This window comes from Marinobacter sp. EhC06 (genome assembly GCF_001650915.1).
Lineage (GTDB): Bacteria > Pseudomonadota > Gammaproteobacteria > Pseudomonadales > Oleiphilaceae > Marinobacter.
On sequence record NZ_LXYO01000012.1, the window covers coordinates 466,133 to 485,561 of the forward strand.

General features: G+C 58.4%; 16 protein-coding genes. 5 read left to right on the forward strand and 11 right to left on the reverse strand.

Annotated elements, in window-relative coordinates; genetic code table 11:
- The first annotated feature begins 17 nt into the window (after nucleotides 1-17).
- From A8B84_RS08575 to A8B84_RS08585, 3 genes are all read left to right on the forward strand, one after another.
- Nucleotides 18-2,192 carry an EAL domain-containing protein gene (locus A8B84_RS08575; RefSeq protein WP_064227142.1) on the forward strand — a complete coding sequence of 725 codons (2,175 nt, stop codon included), beginning with the start codon at nucleotides 18-20 and terminating at the stop codon, nucleotides 2,190-2,192.
- Between the two features lie 233 nt (nucleotides 2,193-2,425).
- Nucleotides 2,426-3,079, forward strand: a complete 654-nt coding sequence (locus tag A8B84_RS08580; protein WP_064227141.1) for a class I SAM-dependent methyltransferase — start codon at nucleotides 2,426-2,428, stop codon at nucleotides 3,077-3,079.
- A gap of 48 nt (nucleotides 3,080-3,127) precedes the next feature.
- Nucleotides 3,128-4,135: a DUF2156 domain-containing protein gene (locus A8B84_RS08585; protein WP_064227140.1), complete on the forward strand. Its 1,008-nt coding sequence runs from the start codon at nucleotides 3,128-3,130 to the stop codon at nucleotides 4,133-4,135.
- Here the strand turns inward: A8B84_RS08585 and murI are convergent.
- Nucleotides 4,113-4,976, reverse strand: coding sequence for a glutamate racemase (gene murI, locus A8B84_RS08590; RefSeq protein WP_064227139.1), 864 nt, complete (start codon nucleotides 4,974-4,976; stop codon nucleotides 4,113-4,115). The genes A8B84_RS08585 and murI overlap by 23 nt on opposite strands.
- Nucleotides 4,973-5,788, reverse strand: a complete 816-nt coding sequence (nudC, locus tag A8B84_RS08595; protein WP_064227138.1) for an NAD(+) diphosphatase — start codon at nucleotides 5,786-5,788, stop codon at nucleotides 4,973-4,975. Before nudC ends, murI begins: the two co-directional genes overlap by 4 nt.
- 151 nt (nucleotides 5,789-5,939) lie before the next feature.
- Between nudC and plsB the strand changes: the two genes are divergently transcribed.
- Nucleotides 5,940-8,408 carry a glycerol-3-phosphate 1-O-acyltransferase PlsB gene (gene plsB / locus A8B84_RS08600; protein WP_064227137.1) on the forward strand — a complete coding sequence of 823 codons (2,469 nt, stop codon included), beginning with the start codon at nucleotides 5,940-5,942 and terminating at the stop codon, nucleotides 8,406-8,408.
- 6 nt (nucleotides 8,409-8,414) lie between these two features.
- Here plsB and A8B84_RS08605 read toward each other — a convergent pair whose 3' ends face one another.
- The 6 genes from A8B84_RS08605 to ppc form a co-directional block, all read right to left on the reverse strand.
- Nucleotides 8,415-9,251, reverse strand: a complete 837-nt coding sequence (locus A8B84_RS08605; protein ID WP_064227136.1) for a class I SAM-dependent methyltransferase — start codon at nucleotides 9,249-9,251, stop codon at nucleotides 8,415-8,417.
- A complete protein-coding gene (locus A8B84_RS08610) occupies nucleotides 9,251-9,613 on the reverse strand; it encodes a hypothetical protein (protein WP_064227135.1) in 363 nt (120 codons plus the stop codon). The genes A8B84_RS08605 and A8B84_RS08610 overlap by 1 nt, the downstream gene beginning before the upstream one ends.
- A 136-nt stretch (nucleotides 9,614-9,749) precedes the next feature.
- The gene (gene tsaB / locus A8B84_RS08615; RefSeq protein ID WP_064227134.1) at nucleotides 9,750-10,445 is read right to left on the reverse strand and encodes a tRNA (adenosine(37)-N6)-threonylcarbamoyltransferase complex dimerization subunit type 1 TsaB; all 696 of its coding nucleotides are present in this window, start codon (nucleotides 10,443-10,445) and stop codon (nucleotides 9,750-9,752) included.
- A gap of 34 nt (nucleotides 10,446-10,479) precedes the next feature.
- Nucleotides 10,480-11,133, reverse strand: a complete 654-nt coding sequence (adk, locus tag A8B84_RS08620) for an adenylate kinase (RefSeq protein ID WP_008176153.1) — start codon at nucleotides 11,131-11,133, stop codon at nucleotides 10,480-10,482.
- A gap of 200 nt (nucleotides 11,134-11,333) precedes the next feature.
- Nucleotides 11,334-12,704, reverse strand: coding sequence for an HDOD domain-containing protein (locus A8B84_RS08625; RefSeq protein WP_064227133.1), 1,371 nt, complete (start codon nucleotides 12,702-12,704; stop codon nucleotides 11,334-11,336).
- A gap of 98 nt (nucleotides 12,705-12,802) precedes the next feature.
- Nucleotides 12,803-15,448, reverse strand: a complete 2,646-nt coding sequence (ppc, locus tag A8B84_RS08630) for a phosphoenolpyruvate carboxylase (protein WP_082905122.1) — start codon at nucleotides 15,446-15,448, stop codon at nucleotides 12,803-12,805.
- 104 nt (nucleotides 15,449-15,552) lie between these two features.
- On the opposite strand from ppc, the gene A8B84_RS08635 reads away from it, so the two are divergent.
- Nucleotides 15,553-15,786, forward strand: coding sequence for a hypothetical protein (locus tag A8B84_RS08635; protein WP_064227131.1), 234 nt, complete (start codon nucleotides 15,553-15,555; stop codon nucleotides 15,784-15,786).
- Nucleotides 15,787-15,817: 31 nt separating this feature from the next.
- Here A8B84_RS08635 and A8B84_RS08640 read toward each other — a convergent pair whose 3' ends face one another.
- The 3 genes from A8B84_RS08640 to relA all read right to left on the reverse strand — a co-directional run bounded on the left by A8B84_RS08640 (nucleotide 15,818) and on the right by relA (nucleotide 19,390).
- Entirely contained in the window at nucleotides 15,818-16,162 is a 345-nt protein-coding gene (locus tag A8B84_RS08640; RefSeq protein ID WP_008176163.1) for a hypothetical protein, read from the reverse strand.
- 136 nt (nucleotides 16,163-16,298) lie between these two features.
- Nucleotides 16,299-17,156 carry a nucleoside triphosphate pyrophosphohydrolase gene (mazG, locus tag A8B84_RS08645; RefSeq protein WP_064227130.1) on the reverse strand — a complete coding sequence of 286 codons (858 nt, stop codon included), beginning with the start codon at nucleotides 17,154-17,156 and terminating at the stop codon, nucleotides 16,299-16,301.
- Complete coding sequence (gene relA, locus A8B84_RS08650) at nucleotides 17,153-19,390, reverse strand: GTP diphosphokinase (RefSeq protein ID WP_064227493.1); 2,238 nt, start codon at nucleotides 19,388-19,390, stop codon at nucleotides 17,153-17,155. The genes mazG and relA overlap by 4 nt, the downstream gene beginning before the upstream one ends.
- Nucleotides 19,391-19,429: the final 39 nt, after the last annotated feature.

Consider the following 19,429-nt stretch of genomic DNA (forward strand, 5'->3'; position numbering starts at 1 on the left):
ACAACGGACACAGACCGATGGCACCTGAACAAACTGATCAGCCTTTCAGTCACGGGTTAACGGCACGGATACTGGTAGCGGACGACGAGCCCCGCCTGCTGAATACACTGGCTTCGCTGTTGCGCAGCCGGGGGTACGAGGTTGCGGAAGCCCACGGGGGTCGAAAAGCCTGTGACCTGATTGACCAGGAAGCGTTCGATCTGGCGCTGCTGGATCTGCGGATGCCAGAAGTCAGCGGCTTCGATGTTATGGCCCATCTCGCCAATAGGCAACCGGATTGCGGAGTGATTGTGGTTAGCGGCGAGAGCTCCTTCAGCGCCGTGAGCCGGGCCCTGCGTCGGGGTGCCCTGGATTACATCCGCAAACCCTTCGATCCTGAAGAGCTGTTGGCCACCGTCGAAAGTGTTATCGGGAAGAAATCACTTCTTGAAGCCCACGAACATATCCAGATGCGGCTGGAAAAATCCGAGGCCCTGCACCGATATATTGTTAACAGTTCGCCCGACATCGTGTTCATGCTCGATCAAGACGGCCACTTCTGTTTTGTAAACAGCAAGGTCGAGAGCCTGCTGGGATATCAGCCAGCAGAACTCTGTGGTCAGCATTTCCGACATATCCTCGACGACCGGGACGTGACCCGGGGAACCCTCGCTCTGAAGGGGCCCAACATCACCGCAGACAACCCCAGAACCCTGGAGGTTCGCCTTAAAACCCGCGGAAGCCGCCGGGCAACCCGACACTTCGAGATAACGGCCTTTCCAATCGATCCGCAAACCTGGCCCCATTCCGGAACAACCCAGGGTGGCGGGAATGGCAATGGCGCGCGCTATTACGGCACTGCCCGCGATGTCACCGAGCGAAAGGAGGCCGAAGCGTTCATCAATTTCCAGGCCTATCACGACTTGCTGACCCGCCTGCCAAACCGTGCACTTTTCAAGGACCGTCTTGAGCTTGCGATAACCCACGCCAAACGCGGCGGCCAGAAACTCGCAGTGATGTTCCTGGATCTGGACCGCTTCAAGGTCATCAACGATACCCTCGGCCACGCCATGGGAGATCGTCTGTTGCAGGCGGTAACCCACCGTCTGGAGAAATGTCTGCGCAAGGGCGATACTCTGTCCCGCTTCGGTGGCGATGAATTCACCTTGCTATTGCCCTCCATCCATAATCACGAAGATGCCAGACAAATCGCCAAGAAGCTGATTGACGCCCTCAGGGCACCTTTTCAGTTGGGTGATCACGAGGTATTCGTGGGCGTGAGTATCGGTATCGCCATCTTTCCGGAAGCCGGCGAATCCATGGACCAGCTGATCCAGAATGCCGACATTGCCATGTACCACGTCAAAGGCAAGGGCAAGGACGGCTACCGCTTCTATTCCGACAGCATGAGTATTGATACTGCCAACCGGCTCAACCTGGAGCGGGATCTGCGACTGGCTCTGGAACGGGACGAGCTGAGGGTTTTCTACCAACCCCAGGTTTGCTCCACAACCAACCGGGTCGTCGGTCTCGAAGCCCTGGTCCGCTGGCAGCATCCCGAACGTGGACTGCTCTACCCCGGGGATTTCCTGCCCCTGGCGGAGGAGACCAAATTGATCGGCCAGCTCAGTGAAAGGGTTCTGGATCAGGCCTGCCAGGACGTTGGCCGCTGGATCCGGGCTGGCCATGCCGACCTCAGGCTGGCCGTCAACCTGTCACCCATCCAGGTCGAACACCCGCGCTTTGTGGAAACCCTGATGCAGCAGGTAAAGGCCCACAACTTCCCGGCCGGCAATCTGGAAATCGAAATCACCGAAAACGTGATCATGAACGATCTTGAGCAGATTTCCCAGAAACTCCGTGAACTGGCGGCTCTGGGTGTCCGGATAGCGATTGACGATTTTGGCACCGGCTATTCGTCACTGAATTACCTGCACCGCCTCCCAATCCATACCCTCAAGGTCGACCAGTCTTTCGTAAAAGCCATTCGCAGTGGAGAGGACGGCGCGTGCATCGTGAATGCCATCGTCGCCATGGCTCACGGGCTGAAACTGGAGATTGTTGCCGAAGGCGTGGAGACCGACGAGCAACTGGAATACCTTCGAGGCCTGGGCTGCCACCAGGTTCAGGGCTTTTTCTACGGCCCTGCCAGGCCTGCGGCCGAAATCTCCAGAACCCTCGGCACCACAAGAGCCAAAGCCGCATCATTCTGATAGACGATTATTTATTGTCTGACACTCCGATATAAAACCGCGATCTGGTTTGCAAAGTATTGCAGTACGTTACTTTGTGTATCCGGAAATGCGCATTACTGCACATATTTCTCCCACCCTGTTCTCTAAGCTCAAATTCATAGGCGCTGATCACCGGAATGTCCGACATTCTCGGACCAATAACGACAAAAACGGTGACGGCATCCAAGGAACAAGAACAGGCAGCAGTCATCATGCGCGACAAGTACAAGTATATTGGTCCCGTCTACGATTTCCTGAGCAACCTCTATAGCGGCAAGAACATTCACCGTTGCAAGACAGCGATGCTGGATGTTGAAACCGTCCAGCCCGGAGACAGGATACTGTTCGCCGGGGTTGGCCACGGCCGGGATGCCATTCGGGCTGCTGAACTGGGCGCCGATGTGACTGTGGTGGATCTGTCCGAAACCATGTTGCGAAAGTTTGCCGAGACTCAGGAAAAAGAAGCACCACACCTTACTATCCGTCGCATCCACAGCGACATCATGAAGGTGGATGAGTTCGAGCAGTACGACATGGTGGTGGCCAACTTTTTCCTCAACGTATTCGACGAAGACATGATGGTCCGGGTCCTGGAGCATCTGATACGTCTGGGCAAGGCCGACGCCCGAGTGGTTGTTGGCGACTTTTCCTACCCCACGGGCAACCTGCTTTCCAGAATGTTCAAGAAGCTCTACTGGTACATGGCGGTCTTCATTTTCTGGCTGTTCGCCAACAATGCCTTCCACAAAATCTACAACTACCCCGAGCACATGCAGCGGCTGGGCCTTCAGGTCACGGACAAGAAGCACTTCAAGCTTCTGAACATGAACTGCTACTGGTCCATTCTCGGACGCAAGCAGGCCTGAGCACTTCGCTAGAGAGTCACCCAACAAAAATAAACAGGGAGCAGCAGCATGTCGGATCAGATACTCGCACTGGACAGGGTTGGCGCGCTGGAGAGCGGCTCATTTACATTTACCGAGCGTGTCGATTTCCTGAAGAGATACGGCACCCATTCCCAGTCGTTTTCCACGCTCCAACCAGGCATGCAGTATTTCGATGTACCGGGTATAGGTTACATCGCCTACATGCGCAAGTGGGGGGCAACCTTCGTGCTCTCGGACCCGGTCTGTGCACCGGAGGATTTCGGCGGCCTGCTGGAGAGCTTTCACCAGAAATTTCCGAATGCCAGCTACATCCAGGTGTCCAAGCCAGTGGTCGACTTCCTCCATCTGCGCTTTGGCCTCTACGGCACCCAGTTTGGCAGCGAGTCCCGCATCGATTTGAGAAAATGGTCCCTCAGTGGAAAGAAGAAGCAGATTCTCAGAACCGCACTGAACCAGGCGGAGAAAAGCGGTATTACCGTCAAGGAACGTTTCAGCGACGACCACACCCGTGAAATATCTGAGGCCTGGATCCGAACACGGAAATGCAAGAGCAATGAAATTCGATTTCTGATACGCCCCATGGAAATGGACTACCGCGAAAACGAAAGGCACTTCTACGCCTATCAGGATGGCAAGGCGGTCGGGTTTATCTATTTCGACCCGATCTATCGCAACAACGAGATCATCAGTTATGTGCCCAACATTTCCCGGGCCAATGCCGATTTCCGCCAGGGTATTTTCTATACCCTCATGGCCCATGCGATGGAAGTTTTCAAGGCCGAGGGCGTGCCCTACCTGGATCTTGGGCTGATTCCCTTGTCACTGGATTCGGCAACAGAACATCAGGAGAGCAGGCTGCTGAAACGTCTCCTGCACGGACTCTATGAAAAAGGTAATTTCCTATATAATTTCAAGGGACTGGAGTTCACCAAATCTCGCTTCCGGGGCGAGAACTTTAAAACCTATTGCTGTCACAAACGGTCGATTCCGGCGCTGGAATTCCTGGCCATGTTTAAACTGACCCGATTGCTGTAACTCCCGGGGCATCACCGGGCCAGTCTTCATTGAGCAGCCTCGGCGCCAACCCGAGTCCTGTCATGAAAGTTATGATTCCTTTGGGCGCCGAACCTGAGAACAAAGCTGACATTACGGGGTGATCCCCTGCCCCGCAGGTCTGGCCTTCGGCCAGCGCAAGTTGTCCTTTCTGTTCCAGCAGCCAGGCCACCCGCCGGGCAATGGCCTCCCCCGAGTCGACCCAGAAACGAACTGACGGGAGAGTCTGCTTAAGGCTTTCCAGTAACAGCGGATAATGGGTGCAGCCCAGAACCACCGTGTCGACATCGGCGTCTCGAAATGGCTGCATTGCTGCTTGCAGCTCGGCAAGTGGAACTTCTCGCCCAGAAACCAGGTCCTCCGCCCAGCGCACCAGCCCCGGATGACCGATGCGTTCAACCTTGCAGTCGCCGGCGAATTCGTCAATCAGCCTGTCCAGATAGGGTCTGCGAACCGTTGCCGGCGTCGCCAGAAGCCCCATCCGCCGGTTCACGGTTTTCGCCGCCGCCGGCTTGATGGCGGGCACCACCCCCACAACCGGCACCGGTGTCATGGCCCGTAGATGCGGCAGAACCACGGTGCTGGCGGTATTGCAGGCCACGATGATAACGTCCGATGGGTACAGCTGGAGAGCTCTGGCAATCAGGGTGCAACAGCGGTCAATCACGACCGTTTCGGATTTATCGCCATAGGGAAAGCCTGCGTTGTCCGCAAGGTAGACGATCTCCAGCCCCGGCAGATATCGGTGAATGCAGGCCGCGACGCTCAGCCCGCCCACGCCGGAGTCGAACACCAGAACCCTTGGAGGCGCCTGCCCGCTCAAACCGGAATGCCTCCCCGGGAAATCTCGTTCTCCATGGCCCGGATCAGCCGGCCCGAAATCGTGGTTTCCGGCGGCACAGGTGGTGTATCACCCGGCAGGAACCAGTCGGCATCGGCAAGCTCATCCTCCTGAAGAACCAGCTCGCCCCCCGCGTAATCGGCAAAAAATCCGACCATCAGTTGGTGAGGGAAAGGCCAGGGTTGCGACGCATGGTAGCGGATATTGGTGACATCCAGCCCGGTCTCTTCCTTCACCTCGCGATGCACAGCGCCCTCGAGGCTTTCGCCGGGCTCAACAAAACCGGCAATGAGGCTGTAGAAATGCCTCTTGACCCTTGAAGACCTGGCAAGCAGCAGCCGATCGTTCCGACGGATCACCACTATCACGCAGGGTGCGAGCCTCGGATACCACGGGATTCCGCAGGGTTCGCACCACTTGGCCCGCTCCCTGGGATGGAAGCCGGTTTGTTCGCCGCACCGACCGCAATAGCGGTGGTCGCGCCACCACTGCCATACCTGAATCCCGGTGCTGAGCATATCCGCCGGGGCATCACTGAGCATCAGCAGAGCATCCCGCAAGGGAATAGTCTCATGATCACCAACACCAGAGTCCGGTAATTCGGTCACGAATACGTCGCGTCCGTCGTAGTTGCCCAGAGACACTGACTCGGGCAACCCGTCCCGGAAAAGGCGACTGTCGCCATGATGCAGCCAGCCGTTATCAGGCTTGACCACGTCTGTCCCCGACAACGCGAGGATGAGATCGCCTTTTTCCGGCGGCCGGGTCGTCCAGCCGGGTATCCACTGAGTCATTCGACCACCATTTGATGCGTCAATCGGGTGATTAATAGATCAGTCCGAAATGTACCACATTGCTGCACCGGCCAAGAATGAAAGCTCGACTTTCCGCTCTGTACTCAACCAAGTAAACTTGGCACCTGTTTCTTCAACGGAGTTGCAATTTATGCGTCTTTACCAGGGCATTCGCAGCCTGATCCTGACCCTTTTCCGCAAGATACTGTTCATCTGGGTCCGGACAGATGTCAGCGGCAACAGCGTTGACGCCCTCGCCCTGGATCCCGACAAACCGGTTTGCTACGTGCTGCAGTACAGCTCACTGTCGAGCCGCCTGGTTCTCGAGCAGGAGGTCATCCAGGCAGGCCTGCCGGGCGCCACCGAAGCCCTGCCGGTGAAGAACGGTCCGTCCCACTCCTTCTTTTTTCTCTACCGCCGGATTGGCGGTTTTTTCAGAGGTCGCCAGGCGCCAGCGCCCACCAATGAATTTCAGGCTCTGGTTCGCTACGGACTCGAACATCCAGACCAGGATGTCCAGATTGTGCCTGTGTCCCTGTTCTGGGGCCGCTCTCCGGACAAGGAAAAATCCCTGGTCAAACTGCTGCTATCCGACACCTGGTCCATTGCTGGTCGGCTTCAGAAGTTCCTGATCATCATGGTTCACGGCCGCAATACCTACGTACAGTTCAACCAGCCGCTGTCACTGAAGCAGGTCATCGATGAATACCGGCACAGTGAGGAGCGCGCCAACCGCAAACTGGCGAGGATTCTGAGAACCCACTTCCGCCGCGTTCGCCAGGCTGTTCTGGGGCCCGACCTCTCTCATCGCCGCACCCTGGTGGCAGGCCTGGTGCGCACCCAGGCAGTCAAGGAGGCTATTCGGGAGACCGCGGCAAAAGACGACATCCCCCCGGAGAAGGTTCGTGCCAAGGCCTACAAGTACGCAGACGAAATTGCCGCCAGCATGTCCATCGTTACCATCCGGTTCCTGGAAGTGGTGCTCTCATGGCTGTGGAACCGGATCTACAAAGGTATTGCCGTTAACAATATCCGGGTGGTGAAAGAAGTGGCCCAGGACAACGCGGTGGTCTATGTGCCCTGCCACCGGTCACACATCGACTACCTGCTGTTGTCCTATGTGCTCTACAAGAACGGCCTGATGCCACCGCATATCGCCGCTGGCATCAATCTCAATATGCCGGTTGTCGGGCCGATCCTGCGCCGGGGCGGGGCATTCTTCATGCGCCGCAGCTTCAAGGACAACCCCCTGTACGCCACCGTTTTCAATGAATACATGCACGTGATGTTCTCCCGGGGCTACTCCGTCGAGTACTTTGTGGAAGGTGGTCGCAGCCGCACGGGCCGGATGCTGCAGCCGCGGCCGGGCATGCTGGCAATGACCGTTCGCAGCTTCCTCCGCGACCACCGCAAACCCATTGTGTTTGTGCCCGTTTACATCGGCTATGAAAAAGTCATGGAGGGTCGCTCCTATCTGGGCGAACTTCGTGGCAAGAAAAAAGAGAAAGAGAGCGTATTCGGCCTGGCGAAAACCGTTCGCAAACTAAGCAACTCCTTTGGTCGCGTCGCGGTGAACTTTGGCGAAGCCATTCACCTGTCAGAGGTTCTCGATGATGTTCACAGCAGCTGGCGGGATGAGGCCTACGACACTGAATATCGTCCACGTTGGCTTAACAGCGCGGTGTCGGAGCTATCGTTCCGGGTGGCATCCAACATCAACGCCTCGGTTGCCGTTAACCCGATCGGCATGACCGCTACGGTTCTGCTGGGCACCGACCGACTGGCGATGGATGAGGGCCAGTTAATCCGCCTGATGGATCAATACGCCGGGCTGCTCAGGGCTTTCCCCTATGCGGAAACGGTAACCCTGCCTGAGGGCTCCGGCAAGGACTGGATCGCCTACTGTGAAGACATGGGCCTGGTTAGCCGCCAGCCTCAGAAACTCGGCGACATCATTGCCCTGGAAGGCAGTAATGCCATCCTGATGACCTACTACAGGAATAACATCCAGCATCTGTTCGCACTGCCCTCATTGATTGCCAGCCTGTTTGAAAACAAGGATTCGCTGGGTCGGGACAAGATCGTGTTCCTCGCCAGCGTGGCCTATCCTTACCTGCAATCCGAGCTGTTCCTGAAGTACCAGCCGGATGAAGCCAAAAACGTGATCAATCAGTGGATTGATGTTCTCATTGAGCAGGGCCTGCTGAAGCCGCTGGATGATGACCGGATCGGTCGGCCGGAGGAAGGGACAGAGTCGATGCTGAGGCTCAGGGTTCTCTCCCGCTTTATCATTCAGACCGTCGAGCGCTACCACATTGCATTGGGCATTCTGCGCAAGTACGGCTCGGGTAAGATCAGTGCCTCCGAACTGGAAGAGCAGAGTGCGCTGCTGGCCGAACGCATGTCCATCCTGTTCGGTCTCAACGCACCGGAGTTCTTTGACAAGAGCCTGTTCCGGAACTTCATTGCCAATATGCAGAACAATGGCGTTATCACCACCGACGATAATGGCCTGCTGTGCTACGGGGAAGGACTGGATGAGGTGGCGGATGATGCACGCCTGGTGCTGAGTGTCGAGAAGCGACAGGCTATCCAGCAGGTCACCATGATGGGCGCCTGATCGCGCTCACTGGGTTGGCAGCGCCTTGATGGAGTAGACATCATAACGGCTGCTTTTGCCTTCTATGCGAGTTGTCGGCTCCGGCCCCTCAATCGCCGGGGCCTTCCGGGGTCGCTTGACCACAACCCGGTAACGGGCACGCTCAAGAGCGCCAGCCAGCAGCTGCCCGGAATCCTCGTCGTCCCCCACGATGGTACGAAACACCTGCATTTCCTTTTTCACCAGAGCCGACTTGTCCCGGTGGGGGAACATCGGGTCCAGGTAGACGATATCGGCAGCCTCGGCATCAGAGTTCAGCAGCCAGTCAATACTGCTGCCTTCCAGCAATCGCATGCGCGCGACGATAGCTTCGCAATCCATGTTCAGGGCGGCCCGCGCCAGACCATCCGCCAACAAGGCATGGATCACCGGATTACGCTCGAACAGCGTGACCCTGCAACCGAGGCTGGCCAGAACGAAGGCATCCTGGCCCAGCCCTGCGGTCGCATCAACCACATGAAGCGTCGCACGGGTTTTCTGCAGGCCGACCGCTTTGGCCACCAACTGACCGGCACCACCGCCATGTTCGCGACGGTACCCCATCTTGCCGGTAACAAATTCCGCGCGCACCGGCCCGGGTGCACCCTTGCCGGTCACCTGCAGGCCAAGACCCTGCTCATCAAGGAATAGCAAAACCGGAAAATCCCTGACATCTCTGGGTCGCACGACACCGAGATTGATCAGCCCAAGAGACTCAGCGAGAGCCTCGGCCTGGAATCGGTCTCCCAGCGCGCTGCGGGCAACGGCGACGGTGTTCTGGCAAAGGGCAGAAAGGGCGGACGGTTCGGAAGAAGAGTCAGGCATCAGACCAGAATATCAATTCCGGCCAGGCTACCATCGCCGCCAGTTTCCTGACCGGCGGCTGCGACAGAGGCGAATGTGGACAGAGCCCTGGCGGCTGGCAGGGAAACCTCGTCAGCACGGAACCGCTCCAGACGGACGTCTTCGGCGGCACGACGGGCCTCAACCCGCCGCTCGAGGCTTTCAGTCGCATTACGGTCGTTGACAATGCCCTGACGGCCATCAGCCAAGTCACGGCGGGCGGCATCGGGCGCTTTTTCCGGCGTTGACGCAGGCGCACGGGCCGCATCGCTGCGCTCCCGAACAGGGCTGTTGTTGCCGGTCTGGAAATTGAAATTGTTACCCGGGTTAATACCGCCAATCATGTTCAGATACCACTGGCCGGATGACAGGAAAACGTGAGCTGGAAGTATGGAAGATTATCGCCTGGAAGAAAAGACGGTTGGTCAGTTTTTACCCAGGATGGCGACTTGCCCGGATTAAACCGGGCGTCCATCGCGACTATCGGCCGGGCAGCTTTTTCCAGGCCACTTCATCCCTGATATACACCGGCTGAGCCTGCTCTGCCGGCACCGCCTTTCCCTGCTCGTAGGCGATCACTGCCAGGCGCCCAACCCAGGCTGCACGGAGCACCAGAGTTTCATCGATAGTATCTACCCTTCCGGATACCTCCTCGGGCATGGCGGAGCGGTACTGCCAGCCCGGACCTGCTCCGAACCAGCGTTCAGCGCCTGCGGGCAGCGTCACCGCCTCCGGCGGACAGACCTGTTCCGGAGCCAGCGCCACCGGGAGTCCTGACCGGGCGGCGAAACAGCCCCAATAAACCTCGCCCATACGGGCGTCGAATGCCACCGCAATACCGGTGTCCTCGGGGATCTCCAGGGCATCAATGGCACCCAGAGCAACCGCCTCCAGTGAGGAGACGGGCACCACCGGGATATCGAGCCCCCAGGCAAGGCCCTGTACGACACCGGTGGCGATCCTCACCCCGGTGAAAGAGCCCGGGCCGCAGGCAAATGCCAGGGCGTCCAGCTCTGCCGGGGCCAGGTTTTTCTCAGCCAACAGCTCCCGCACCATTGGCATCAGAAGCCGGGTGTGGCCCCTGGGGGCAAGCTCGAAGCGTTCGGATATCTCGCCATCAACAAGAAGGGCTGCCGAGCAGCCCTCTGATGACGTATCCAGTGCCAACAGTTTCACAGGTGTGAAAACCTCAGGTCAGGATGCCAATGATTTACTTGAGTTCAGACAGGATCTGGTCGCGAATGCTGTCCAGGCTGCCAACGCCTTCCACGCGGACGTATTTCGGCGCCGCAGCAGGCTCTTTCGATGCCCAGTCCTGATAGTAGCCGACCAGCGGTGCGGTCTGGTCGTGGTAGATCTTCAGACGCTTGCGAACCGTCTCTTCCTTGTCGTCCTCACGCTGAACCAGCGGCTCGCCGGTTTGGTCGTCCTTGCCCTCTACTTTGGGCGGATCGTATTTCACGTGATAGATGCGACCGCTACCTTCATGTACCCGGCGCCCGGACAGACGGCTGACGATTTCTTCGTCATCGACGGCGATTTCGACCACATAGTCGATGGCAATTCCCTGGTCTTTCAGAGCCTCGGCCTGGGGGATAGTCCGCGGGAAGCCGTCCAGCAAGAAACCGTTCTTGCAATCCGGCTGCTGAATGCGCTCTTCGATCAGCGCAATAATAATGTCGTCAGACACCAGGCCGCCTGTTGCCATGACTTCCTTGACCTGCTTGCCCAGCTCGGACTCGGCTTTTACCGCCGCCCGCAGCATGTCACCGGTGGAAATCTGGGGAATATCAAACCGTTCAGTAATGAACTGGGCCTGAGTTCCCTTGCCTGCGCCCGGTGCGCCTAACATGATGATTCGCATAACGCTGTGCTCCCGTTTTAGTCATTATCATTTGAAAAGCTGTGGCAAAAACCTCTGCCTTTGCGACAGCCTCTCCTGCACGGAACAGGTGTCAGCCGGAACGGCGAAGGCGCATTATACGAAGTCAGCCACGTCAGAGAAAGTCGACCTCCGTATCATGCACCGGAAGTGCGCATTTCCCAGCGAATAACGACAGGGTGTCAGGATGACAGGGAGCTGGCCAGTGCGTCCAGATCTGGAGCCACGCGATCAAGTTCTACATTCAGCTCTTCCAGAACCTCCGGTCGCAGGCCCAGGCCCTCGAGCAAAGCCGGTACGTCGTCGGGGTTGAACTCATCACCAATACCCCGATCTTTAAGCAGGGCGTTGGCCAGCTGAACCATCAGGACATAGTTCTCATGCTCGCCGTGGTAACCGGACTGCTGATGAACACCGGCCGCCTTGACCACCGGATCCGGCAGTTGCCACAAACGGTGCAGTATCCCGCCAATGGCGCCATGGCCAACCGAGAGGATCTCCTGGCCATTGCCCTGCCCGAACACCTGCTGTTCGAGAGAGTGCATGCTGGCCTCAGGATTGGCCTCGCGAAGCTCATTGAGTTCATCGAACTCCGCCGGGAAAAGATGCCCGACCAGCAACAGGCCGAAGTTGTGCAACAGCCCGCAAAGATAACCCAGACCTTTCTCGGCACCGCACCGCGGCGCAATAATCTGGCATAGAAACGCGCAATACAGGGAGTGGCGCCAGAAATTATCCATACCCAGAATGCCATGGCGGGGTACTTCAAAGGCGCGAACAGAGGCAATGCCCAGGGCGATGTGAGCCACACGGTCGAACCCCAGTACACGGGTGACCGCTTCCTGTACCGAATTGATCTGGCCCGGATAATTGAACAGTGCAGACCGGGCATAACGCATGATCTGCGCTGTCAGGCTCGGATCAAACTCGATCAGCTCGGCGAGCTCCCGGGCGGTGGCGTCGGTATTGGCGGTCAACCGAAGGATGCGAAGGGCGAGGGCCGGCATTGGTGGCAGGCGGTAGAGTTTCTGGAGTTTGTCGGCCACTTCCTCGAGCGTTAGCGCCTCGCGGTTGCCATTCCCGGGCCCCCGGATAACCAGGTGCCCTTCCCTGGCGCCTGCCAGCGCCAGCCGGAGGGATCGGCCATCCATCTCTATCAGAGAATGATCGGTACCGCTGGAGAACACGGCCTGATCCGACTGAATCACATCCTCATCAACGATAACGGGCAGTTCGTAGGCCTGCCCGATGGGTGGCGTGAAGCCGGGATCGCAATCCCCGAACAGGCGCATGGTCTGACGAGCGGTCAGCGGCTGCAGGCGCCGACCAGTCAACTGGTGGAGGGCATCCGGGTCCAGGGAACTGTCGAACTTGTGCACGGCCATCACGACGCCGGTAATATCGATCAGGAGGGTGGCCTGAATAAAGGCGTCCTGCGACAGGCCCGAGGCAATAACCGCCGCATCCAGGCTGGTCACCTGATCTATCGGCAGTTCTTGATAGCTGATGCCCTTGCGGGCGAGAAAACGTTCCAATCGTGCAGCCAGAGCCACAGCTTACTCCCTTTGTTCTTCGTCGGTGGCCAGGCTACCCGGCCTTTTCCCGGCACTCTTTTCGGCACTATCTCCGAGCAAATCATTAGCGTACGCGATCAACCGGTGTTGCGCATGCCCGCAGCAATGCCCGCCATGGTGACCTTCAGGGCCCGTTCCACCAGTTCCGGCACCTCGCCCTTGCCCTCACTTTGCCGATCCCGCCGCAGCAGTTCAGCCTGAAGGTAATGCAGTGGATCCGTGTAGGGGTTGCGGACCCGCATAGAATGCGCGAACACGGGCTCCGCCTCAAGCAGATCGGTTTGCTCCTTGAGCTCCAGAAGCCGCTCTATGCAACCCTGGAGGCGTGTTCGAAGGCTTTCACCCAAGGCTTTTAGCCGGTCATCGTCCAACAAGGTCTGCTCATAATAGCTGGCGATACGCAAATCCGCCTTGGCCAGGACCATCTCCAGCATATCCACGTAGGTGCGGAAGAACGGCCAGCCCTGCATCATCTCCCTCAATACTGGAAGCCGGTTATCCCGGGCCGCTTCCTCAAGCGCGACGTCACTACCCAGCCAACTCGGCAGCATCAGCCGCATCTGAGTCCAGGCGAAAATCCAGGGTATGGCCCGAAGGCTTTCCACGCCGCCGGTTGCCTTTCGCCGGGCCGGCCGGCTGCCAAGTGCCAGTTTACCCAGGGCCTGCTCGGGTGTGACCTGGCGGAAATAGGGCACGAAATCCGGATTCTCCCGAACCACATCCCGATAGGCTTTCAGGGACCGCTCGGTTAGCCAGTCCATGGTTTCCCGCCAGCTGTCCTCCGGCTTGGGTGGCGGCGCCAGAGTAGCTTCAATAACCGCGGTGGTGTAAAGCGTCAGGCTCTGGACTGCCAGCCGGGGCAAACCGAACTTGAACCGGATCATTTCCCCCTGCTCAGTGATCCGGAAACTGCCGTTTACCGAGCCCGGTGGCTGGGACAGAATCGCCCGGTTGGCAGGTCCACCACCGCGGCCAACGGTACCACCCCGACCATGGAACAGGGTCAGATGCACACCGTACTGGCGGGCGACGTGAGTGAGTTTCTCCTGGGCCTGGTACTGGGCCCAGGCTGCCATAAGTTGACCCGCGTCCTTGGAGGAATCCGAGTAGCCGATCATCACTTCCTGCCGGCCCTGGCAATACTCCCGGTACCATTCCACCTCGTACAGTGCCGACATGCTGTCCGGCGCGCCACGCAGGTCATCCAGGGTTTCAAAAAGCGGGACGACCCGTATTGGAAACTTCATCCCGGATTCCCGCAGCAGCAGAATCACACTCAACACATCAGAAGGCTTGCTGGCCATGGAAATCACATAGGACCCCAGGGCTTCCGGGGTTTGTTGCGCCACCACTTCGCAGGTTGCCAGCACCTCCGCAACGGATTCAGAAGGCTCCCAATTGCGGGGGACCAGCGGGCGTCGGCCCTGAAGCTCCTGCACCAGGAACGCCTGGCGCTCCTGCTCGGACCAGGACAGATAATCCCCCATACCGAGATAATCGACCATCTCGGCCACGGCCTCTGCGTGACGGCTCGCCTCCTGGCGAATGTCCAGCCGGATCAGCGGCAGGCCGAAGGTGTGTGCACGCCGGATGGTGTCCAGCAGCGGGCCGTTGGCTATATCCTCCAGACCACACTCAACCAGCGACCGATAGCAGAGCTCCAGGGGGCCGGTGAAATCCTCGTTCTCAAACAGAATACCGCTGGCGTCAGCAGTCTCGCCATTGACGCTCGCCTCGGCCCAGTCACGGGTTTTGATCAGCCGTTCGCGGAGTTCAGCGAGCACATGGCGATAGGGTTCCCGGGAATCACCAACGACGGCCTTGAGTTCGTCGCTTGCCTGCCACATGGACAGTTCCGCTCGCAGCGCCTGAATATCGCGAAGATAGAGATCCGCTGCCATCCAGCGGCCAAGAAGGAAGACCCGACGGGTAACCTTGTGGGTAACATTCGGATTGCCATCGCGATCACCGCCCATCCAGGACGCAATCCGGATGGGTGACGCCTGCAGGGGCAGGCCCTTCCCCGTCGCACCCTCCAGAGAGGTGTCCAGGCTCCTCAGAAACTGTGGCAAAGCCTGCCATAGACTGTTTTCGATAACCGCAAAGCCCCACTTGGCCTCATCCACCGCGGTTGGTCGCTCATGACGAATCTCGTCGGTGTGCCAGGCTTCCGTCACCAGCTGGGACAGGCGGTTGACGATTTCCTCCCGTTCGGCCGGCATCAGGTCGTCGTGGTCGAGCCGAGCCAGGCAATCCGACATTTCGTCGTATTTCATGATCAGGGTGCGCCGGGCCACTTCGGTGGGGTGGGCCGTGAGCACGAATTCTATGCGTAAGTCCGCGACCCGCTGATGCAATTCTTCCGGCGTGACATCGCCGCTCTTCAGCCGCTCAAACACCTCACCCAGCGATTCCACCATGAGATCGGACTGGTGGCCCCGCTTGCGACGGATACCATGGTATTGTTCGGCCAGGTTGGCCAGGTTCAGGAACTGGTTAAAAGCCCGGGTTACCGGAAGCAGCTCATCATCGCTCAGCTTGCCGAGCAGATTCACCAACCGCTGGCCGGAACCGCTTTCCTGGCGGCGATCAGCCTTGGCGGCCGCACGGATTTCCTCGATCAGCTCATAGCAATCCTGTCCGGGATACCGCCGTATGCTCTGGCCAAGCAGCTCGCCCAGCATTCGTACGTTTTCTCGGAGTTCGGGATGTAGCTCAGTCACATTGGCGTCCTTTTGAATTGACGGAGGCGAAGTAAACTTACGATACTAAGGAACAGTCGAGAAAGTCTATTGGCGATTCAAGCCTGTAGCTGCAAGGAGTCATCATGAAGGTCACTGATTTGCCCAAGCACTGGGAAAAGCAAAAAGAGTCTGTGGAGCGCACCCACGATTACAACCTGCGTCTGCCGCTGGAAGATGCCGCACGGGTGGCTGCACTGGCAGAGCTATACCCGGACCGCAGTGAGAGCGATATTCTGAACGATATGATTGGCGCGGCACTAGACGATCTGGTTCGCCAGAGCCCGCTGAAGGACAAGCTGGAAGGGAAGGATAAGTAAGTAACGACGGGCAGCGTTCGCTGCCCTTTCGTCAGGCTACTGATTCCAGCTGACGAGCCTTGAGGCGCTGGATGTGCTTCTGGCTCAGGCTGACGAACTTCGGAGTCAGCCCCTGATCTTCGTAGATCTCGAAACCATCCTCGTCGTACGCCACCACTTTGGTGCCCTGAACATACGGAAAGCTGGTCTCCATTTCGTCCAGTGCTGCAGAAATCAGATCCCGCATCAGATCCTGAGGTGACTTCATCGGATAGAGCGCTGCGAGTTTCTCGAGACGCTTGTGATGCTGGTCAGACAACGCCATGAAGTAGGCGTCTCGGGTAAGCCGACCACGTGCATGCTTGTCCCAGTAGTTGACCAGATCTTTGATTTTCATGGTGCCTTCACTCCTGCATCTTATTGATGGCGCACGGCGCACGAAAACTGTGCATCCGTTTCCGGAAGTGTAGACGAAGCCGTCGGTCTGGGGGCGAGAAAATTGGTAACGGATTGTACTTACCGATCCGTCCTGTTCAGTCCCCGTTTCCTCCCCGCTCCACGCCTTTAACCGCCTGCCAGACGGCGTCCAGCGCCTCCAGCGATTCTTCGTCCATGTCGCGGCCCTCGCGCTCAAGTACACGTTCGATCGCCCGGAAGCGGGCATCGAATTTGTGGTTGGTTCGATTGAGGGCCTGCTCAGGGTTAACCTTCATGAACCGTGCCAGGTTCACGCAGACGAAAAGAAGATCACCCAGCTCATCCTCAACGGCATCCGGATCGCCCGCGCCGGTGTGCGCCGCTTTCCAGGCTTCCTTGAGCTCGTCGATTTCCTCATGGAGTTTGTCGAAGACGGGGCCGATATCCGGCCAGTCAAAGCCGTGGCGGGCCGCCCTTCTCTGGAGCTTTTCGGCCCGTGCCATGGCTGGCAGGGTCCGGGCAATGCCGTCAAGCCGACTTACTGGGGCGCTGGCTTCCGGTGCCGGCTTCATTGCCCGCTCCTCGGCCTTGATGCGCTCCCAGCTTTCCTTGATCCAGGCCTCATCCGGCCGATTATCCGGATCAATGCTGCTTTCCAGGGTCCCTTCCGGAAAAACGTGTGGATGCCGCCTTACCAGTTTGCGCACCAGATGATCGACCACACCGTCAAAATCGAAATGGCCATCTTCCCGGCCAAGCTGGGTGTAGAAAATGACCTGGAACAGCAGGTCCCCCAGCTCGTCTTTCAGATGCGGGTAATCCTCTCGCTCAATGGCATCGGCGACTTCGTAGGCCTCCTCCAGCGTGTGCGGCACGATGGTCCTGTAGGATTGCCTGGTATCCCATGGACAGCCCGTCTCCGGATCCCGAAGCCTGGCCATCAGGGTTTTCAGATCCTCGATGGTATAGCTCATCCGCGTTTACGCCTTACATCAATGATATTGGGCAGGTTGCGAATCTGCGCCAGCAACCGCGCCAACTGCTCCAGACTGGAAATTTCCACCGTCACGGTCATGGTAGCCGTATTCTCATCCTTGTTACTCAGGGTATTAAGCGACAGCACATCACTCTTGGAGGCCGACAGCACCTGGGTGATATCCCTGAGCAGTCCGGACCGGTCATAGGCCTCAATCTCGATATCAACCGGATAGACCGCCGCCGGCCGGCCACCCCAGCTCACCTCAATGATCCTGTTGGGCTCGAACTCACGCAGGTTCAGGAACGTCAGACAGTCCTGGCGATGCACCGTAACGCCCCGGCCGACGGTGATGTAGCCACCAATAGCGTCACCGGGCAAGGGTTTGCAGCATTTAGCCACCTGTGTCTTGAGCTTGCCAACGCCCAGGATCTGGATGTCCGATTCGGTATCGTAGGGCTTGCGGCGCTGGGTGCTGAGCTTCAGATCCAGCTGTTCGGACTTGGGCTCCAGCATCTGCTGGGCCACATTGGCGACATGAGTGGGGCGAAGATCGCCGGCACCCGTGGCGGCAAACATGTCCTCCGCACTGTGATAATTCACCTTCTTCGCGAGCTCACCCAGATCCACGTCGTAAAGGGACAGACGCTTGAACTCGTCCTCGAGGATGGCACGGCCATCAACGATATTGCGGCCCCGATCCTGCTGTTTGAACCAGTGGGTAACCTTGGCCCTTGCCCGGGAGGTCTGGATGTAACCCAGACTCGGGTTCAGCCAGTCGCGGCTGGGGGCCGGATTATTGGAGGTCAGGATGAACACCTGGTCGCCGGTTTTCAGCGGATAGGTCAGCGGGACAATCCGGCTGTTCACCCGCGCACCTCGACAGGCGTGGCCGATTTCGGTGTGAACCCGATAGGCAAAGTCCACCGGCGTTGCACCCTGTGGCAGATCCACAACGTGGCCTTCAGGTGTGAATACATACACCCGATCAGATGCCACATCGGATTTCAGGTGGTCCGCCAGTCCGGACAGATCGCCCAGTTCTTCCTGCCACTCCAGCACCTGGCGCAGCCAGTTGATCTTGGCATCGTAGCCTGTGGACTTGTTGCCCTTATCCATCCCCTTGTACAACCAGTGGGCACAGACGCCCAGCTCCGCCTCCTCATGCATTTTGTGGGTACGGATCTGCACTTCCATGACCTTGCCCTCGGGGCCGATCACCGCCGTGTGCAACGACTGATAACCGTTTTCCTTGGGGTTGGCTATGTAGTCGTCGAATTCGTTCGGAATATGGCGCCACAGCGTGTGGACGATACCCAGGGCGGCGTAGCAGTCGCGCACTTCCGGGACCAGAATTCTCACAGCACGGACATCGTAGACCTGGGAGAAATCGATGCCCTTGCGCCGCATTTTCCGCCAGATGCTGTAGATGTGCTTGGCGCGGCCAGACAGCTCGCCTTCAATGCCATAGGCTTTCAGTTCGGTCTGCAGGGTTTCAATCACCCGCTTGATATAGCTGTCCCGGGCGAGCCGCTTTTCATCAAGCAGCTTGGCGATCTTCTTGTACGCAGACTCATGCAGGTAGCGAAAGGACAGGTCCTCCAGCTCCCACTTGATGTGGCCGATGCCAAGGCGATGGGCCAGCGGCGCATAGATATCAAACACTTCCCGGGCCACGCGCATGCGTTTTTCTTCCGGGGCATCCTTGACCGCCCGGATCGCACAGGTTCGCTCGGCCAGTTTGATCAGGGCAACCCGAACGTCGTCGATCATGGTGACGAGCATCTTGCGGACGTTGTCCAACTGGCCTTCACTCTGCCCAAGCACGTTCCCCTTCAGCGGGTGGTGGATGGATGAAATAGCCGCCATCTGCTGCACACCGTTGATCAGGCCTGCCACCTCGTCGCCAAACTCCTTGCGGATCGTCTCGAGGGGAACACGCTCTTCACGTACCGCGCGGTAAAGAATCGCCGCCACCAGGCTGGCCTGATCCAGATGCAGCTCCGCCAGGACCTGGGCCATCTCAATGCCGATCCGGAAGCTGCTGGAACCAGGGGCCCATTGCCGGTCCTGCCGGAACGCCTGAAGATCGATCTCCGCGGCTTTTTCGCAGGCCTGCCGGAACTGACCCGGGTCTTCCAGGTGTGTCTGCGAGGCTATCTGGTGAACCCAGCCCTCAATATCCACCTGGCCATCGCCAGTCATTGCGTAGTCTTCGCGAACTTTTACCATATCAGTCTTGTTATTCCTGATGGTTTCCGCAGCCATCCC